General features: G+C 65.8%; 7 protein-coding genes. 1 reads left to right on the top strand and 6 read right to left on the bottom strand.

Annotated elements, in window-relative coordinates:
• Positions 1–25: 25 nt before the first annotated feature.
• Positions 26–235 (top strand): hypothetical protein, encoded by a 210-nt coding sequence (locus VK519_RS14015; protein ID WP_324350760.1) that lies wholly within the window; start codon positions 26–28, stop codon positions 233–235.
• A gap of 54 nt (positions 236–289) precedes the next feature.
• Here VK519_RS14015 and VK519_RS14020 read toward each other — a convergent pair whose 3' ends face one another.
• From VK519_RS14020 to asnS, 6 genes are all read right to left on the bottom strand, one after another.
• Positions 290–712, bottom strand: a complete 423-nt coding sequence (locus VK519_RS14020; protein ID WP_324350761.1) for a RidA family protein — start codon at positions 710–712, stop codon at positions 290–292.
• Complete coding sequence (locus VK519_RS14025; protein WP_324350762.1) at positions 709–2,175, bottom strand: aldehyde dehydrogenase; 1,467 nt, start codon at positions 2,173–2,175, stop codon at positions 709–711. Before VK519_RS14025 ends, VK519_RS14020 begins: the two co-directional genes overlap by 4 nt.
• Positions 2,172–2,960: an SDR family NAD(P)-dependent oxidoreductase gene (locus tag VK519_RS14030; RefSeq protein ID WP_324350764.1), complete on the bottom strand. Its 789-nt coding sequence runs from the start codon at positions 2,958–2,960 to the stop codon at positions 2,172–2,174. Before VK519_RS14030 ends, VK519_RS14025 begins: the two co-directional genes overlap by 4 nt.
• Positions 2,961–2,998: 38 nt before the next feature.
• Positions 2,999–3,340, bottom strand: a complete 342-nt coding sequence (locus VK519_RS14035; RefSeq protein ID WP_324350766.1) for a hypothetical protein — start codon at positions 3,338–3,340, stop codon at positions 2,999–3,001.
• Positions 3,337–4,122, bottom strand: a complete 786-nt coding sequence (locus tag VK519_RS14040; RefSeq protein ID WP_324350768.1) for a MalM family protein — start codon at positions 4,120–4,122, stop codon at positions 3,337–3,339. Before VK519_RS14040 ends, VK519_RS14035 begins: the two co-directional genes overlap by 4 nt.
• Positions 4,123–4,136: 14 nt before the next feature.
• The coding region (gene asnS, locus VK519_RS14045; RefSeq protein ID WP_324350769.1) for an asparagine--tRNA ligase at positions 4,137–5,144 on the bottom strand (1,008 nt) is incomplete at its 5' end.

Consider the following 5,144-nt stretch of genomic DNA (forward strand, 5'->3'; position numbering starts at 1 on the left):
CCTTCCAACTTAAGGCATTCAGATCATGCGCAAGCTTGCGATCGCTTCCCTCCTCGTGGCGAGTTTTGCCCTTTCGGGCGCCGTGCTGGCCGCCCCGCAGGCGGACGCCGCCGCCAAGTCGGGTACCACTGCCAGTTCCAGTTCTTCAACCGCTCCCGCCAAGCACAAGAAGCACAAAGCCAAGGCTCCGGCCAAGGCCGATTCGGCAGCTTCCGCCAGCACCAGCGGCAAGTAATAGAACCGCCTCACCGGTGGAACCCCCGGCTGCAAGGCCGGGGGTTTTCATTGCTTATGCGGCGCCGTCGAGCCAGGCCACGCATTTGAGCTCGATGGCGATCGGCGTGGGCAGGCGATCGATGCCCACCGTCGTGCGGCAGGCGTCGACGCCTGAAAAGAACCTGGCGTAGGCCGCGTTGTAGGTGGCGAAGTCGCGCGTCATGTCGGTGAGATACACGGTGATGTCCACCAGGTTCGCGAGCGTTGCGCCGCTGGCCTCGAGCACGGCCTGCACATTGGCAAATACCTGTTCGCACTGGGCCTGGATGTCGTAGGACACCAGCGCGCCGTGCTCATCGACGACATTCCCGGGAACCGAATCGTCTGCGGCCCGCCTGGGCCCTACGCCTGAAAGGAACAGCAGGTTGCCCACGCGCCGCGCGTGCGGATACGCGCCGACGGGCTTTGGCGCGTTGCGGGTGTTCACGGTACTCATGCGTGCGGGGACTCCATGGCGATGCAGATGTTCTTGGCTTCGGAAAAGAACCTCAGGGCTTCCACGCCGCCCTCGCGGCCCAGTCCCGACTGCCTGGCACCGCCAAAGGGCGTGCGCAGGTCGCGCAGCATCCAGCAATTGACCCAGACGATGCCGGTGGCAAGTTGCGCGGACACCCGGTGCGCCCGCGAGAGGTCGTCGGTCCAGAGGGAAGCGGCAAGGCCGTAGTCGCTGGTATTGGTCAACGCAATGGCGTCGGCTTCATCCTCGAAGGGAATGAGCGTGACGACGGGGCCGAAGATCTCCTGGCGGTTGGTGGCCGTGTCGGCGCCCAGTCCTTCGATCACCGTGGGTTCGATGAACCAGCCGCCTGCGCATCGGCCATCGAGCTGCACGGCGCTCCCGCCGCATGCCACCGTGCCGCCTTCCGCGCGCGCCGTGGCGATTGCATCGGTGACCTTGCCATGGTGCGCCGCCGACACCAGGGCGCCGAGGTCGGTATCGCCATGCAGCGGGTCGCCCACCGTCAATGCGCGGACGCGTTCGAGATAGCGTTGGCGAAAGCCGTCGTAGATGGAGCGCTGCACCAGAAGCCGTGAGCCGCACAGGCAGATCTCGCCCTGGTTGGCGAACCCCGAACGCACGATGGTGTCCAGCCGTGCATCGTCGATCCGCGCGTCGTCGAACACGATGGTGGCGTTCTTGCCACCCAGTTCAAGCGAGGTCTTGCGGAACAACGGCGCGGTGATCGCGGCGATCGAACGGCCCGTGCGCGTACTTCCGGTGAAGGACACGGCCTTGATGCCCGGGTGGCCGACCAGGTGGTCGCCGATGTCGGCGCCATGGCCGTGCACGATATTGAGCACGCCATCGGGAAGGCCGGCTTTGGCTGCGAGTTCGCCGAGCATCCATGCGGTGAATGGGGTTACTTCCGACGGCTTGGCCACCACCGTGTTGCCCGCGGCGAGCGCCGGTGCAATCTTCCAGGTGAAGAGGTAAAGCGGCAGGTTCCACGGGCTGATGCAGGCCACCGCGCCCAGCGGCTGGCGCAGTGTGTAGTTCAGCGTACCGCCGGGCATCGGATGGGCTTCGCTGCTCCATTGGGTGATGGCCGCGGCGAAGAAGCGGAGGTTCGCCACGGCGCGGGGGATGTCCAGGTTGCACGCCAGCGACAGCGGCTTGCCGTTGTCCTTCGATTCGGCGGCGGCGAACGATTCCAGTTCGCCCTCCACGAGATCCGCAAGGCGATGCAGGATGGCGGCGCGAACGTCCAGCGGCGTGGCGGCCCAAGCGGGGGCGGCGCTATTCGCCGCCGCTACCGCATCATCCACATCCGCCGGCGTCGATGCCGGGCAGCGTGCGAAGACCCCTCCGGTGGCGGGCTCGAACACGTCCAGGTACGCACCCTCGCTCGGCGCCCGCGCGTGGCCGCCGATGAGGTTGCCAAGCGTCGTGACGCTCATGACAGCGACCGCGTGCGGCCGCCATCCACCGCGATGCTCACGCCGTTGACGTAGGCCGCCGCAGGCGTGCACAGGAATGCCACCACGGCGGCCACTTCGCTGGCTTCGCCGAAGCGGCCGGCGGGCACGTGGGCCAGCATGCCGCGTTCGATTTCGCCGGCATCCTTGCCGCTGCTGCGCTGGGTGGCTTCGACCAGGCCTGAAAGGCGCTGCGTACGTGTATAGCCCGGCAGCACGTTGTTCACCGTGATGCCGTCGGCGGCGATTTCACCGGCGAGGGTCTTTGCCCAGCCGGCCACCGCCGCACGCACGGTGTTGGACACGCCAAGGTTCGCCAGCGGTTCCTTCACCGAGGTGGAGATGATGTTCACCACGCGGCCGAAGTGCGCGGCGCGCATGCCAGGCAGTACGGCGGTGAGCAACACCTGTCCGCCGATCAGGTGCTGGCGGAACACATCGGCATAGGCGTCGGTGGACGCCGCGTGGGCCGGGCCGCCCGGCGGTCCGCCGGAGTTGTTGATCAACACATGCACCGGTGCGGCAGCAACGATGGACTGCACGACCGTGCGCAGGCCTTCGGTGTCGCCCATGTCGGCCACGGCATGCTTGTGATGCTGGCCGGCCGGCCGGGGAAGGGCCGCGACCACATCGGCCAGGGCCGCTTCGGAACGGGCCAGCGCGGTGACGGTGACGCCGAGCAGGGCCAGCTCATGCGCGATGGCGCGTCCAATGCCTTGCGACGCTCCGCAGACGAGCGCATGACGCCCGGTAAGGTCCAGCTCCATCGACGCTTCCTTCGCTTAAGGCGGTGACCCGCCCATTGTCAGTGAGCGGTGTACTGCAACGCCAGCGCGGCCAGCCAGCACGGCCAGGCGAGCCAGGGCGTGAGCTTCCAGATGCCATGCCAGCGGTTGAGCTGGCGGTTCTCGAACAGTGCCGGGGCCGCCGACCGCAGCACGTGCTGCAGGCGCGCCCAGGTGCGCAGGGGATTGCCGCGGCCCTCTTCGGGCACCGCGATGATGCGCCACTGGTCGGGGTAATGCGTGCGCAGGATGCTGGCGATGCGGTACTGGGCGATGAAATGCAGCAGGAAGCAGATCACGCCGGCCAGCAGCAAGCCACCATAGAGCGCCAGCAGCAGGGCGGCGGAGCCGGGGTTGCTCATGAACCGACGTCCTTGAGGATCTTCGGGATGGTATCGCGCAAGGTGGAGATCACGCCGTTGCCTTGCGGGGTCTTGTCGCACACGCCGTTCTTGATCCCACGGCGGTAGCTGTCGTTCTGCATGCCTACGTACACCACGCCGACTGGCCCGTGCGGGATCTTGAAGCTGCCCGCGGTGGTCATTTTCACCGGGGCCTCGGCCGAGAACGCTGCCGGCGACTGTTCCCAGTAGGTCTGCGCCTGCAACTGCTTGGGCGAGGTGTACACCACCAGGTACCGCGCCTTGTCGCTCTGCACGCTGAGTTCGCCAAAGGCGCCGCTGGTTTCGGACGTCCAGCCCATGTATTCGCAAAGCTGGACGTCTTTCGAGTCGATCGGCTGGAAGGCTTCATCGAGCACCACCAGGGTGGGTGCGAAGAGGTACGACGAGTGCATCCAGCGGCCGTTGAGTTCGGCCTTCACGCCGATGTTGTACGGCAGCTTCGCCGTGGTGGGCAGGCGGAAGGCCAGGAAGTAGCTTCGGTCGCCATTGAGGTTGGCCACCGGGCTTGAGTCGTTGACGACGAAACGGCGGGGCTCCGGCGGCAGCATGTCCTGGAAGGAGAAATCGGCAAAGGTGCTGCAGCATGCCGAAGCGTCGTTGAGCTTCTTCTTCGCTGCATCCAGGCCCGCCTCCTGGTCCTGCGCCGGTGGGCGCAGGTTCGGCGGCACGATGCTATGGCAGCCGGCCAGGGCAAGCAGGCTCGCGGTGATCAGGGCAAGGTGGGTCGATCGTAGGCGCATGGGCATCAAGAGGTCTAGAACTCGGCACTCCCTGCCGCACGTGGATAAGGAATGGCGTCGCGGATGTTGGAAAGGCCGCACACGTACACCAGAAGGCGCTCGAACCCCAGGCCAAAGCCGGCATGGGGAACGGTGCCGTAGCGGCGCAGGTCGCGGTACCAGGCGTAGGTATTTGCATCCAGGCCGAATTTCGCCATGCGCCGGTCGAGGTAGTCCACGCGCTCTTCGCGCTGGGCCCCCCCGATGATCTCGCCGATGCCCGGTGCCAGCACATCCATGGCCGCCACCGTGCGCTCGTCGTCGTTCAGGCGCATATAGAAAGACTTGATTGCCTCCGGATAGTTCATCACCACCACCGGCCGGCCGATGTGCTTCTCGGCCAGGTAGCGCTCGTGTTCGGTCTGCAGATCCACGCCCCAGGCCACCGCATACTCGAATTTCTGGCCGCAGTTACGCAGGATTTCCACCGCTTCGGTGTAGTCGATGCGCTCGAACGGCTGCTTGATGAAGGCTTCCAGGCGTGAAATGGCATCCGGCTGCACGCGCTCGGCGAAAAACGCCATGTCGTCGGCGCGCTCTTCCAGGATGGTCTTGAAGATGGCCTTGAGGAAACCCTCGGCGAGGTCGGCGTTGTCGTTGAGGTCGGCGAAGGCGAACTCCGGTTCCACCATCCAGAATTCAGCCAGATGGCGAGGGGTGTTGGAGTTCTCGGCCCGGAAGGTGGGGCCGAAGGTGTACACCTTGCTCATCGCCATGGCGTAGGCCTCGACATTGAGCTGCCCAGACACGGTAAGGAATGCTTCCCGGCCGAAGAAATCCTTCTTGAAGTCGATCCTGCCTTCCGCATCGCGGGGGAGGTTGGCCAGGTCCAGGGTGGACAGCCGGAACATGTCGCCGGCGCCCTCGGCATCGGAGGTGGTGACGATTGGGGTATTGACCCAGATGAATCCCTGTTCCGTGAGATACCGGTGGATCGCCATCATCATGGTGTGGCGCACGCGCGATACGGCGCCGAAGAGATT

Origin of the sequence: Pinirhizobacter sp. (assembly GCF_035317885.1) — a bacterium.
Classification (GTDB): domain Bacteria; phylum Pseudomonadota; class Gammaproteobacteria; order Xanthomonadales; family Rhodanobacteraceae; genus Pinirhizobacter.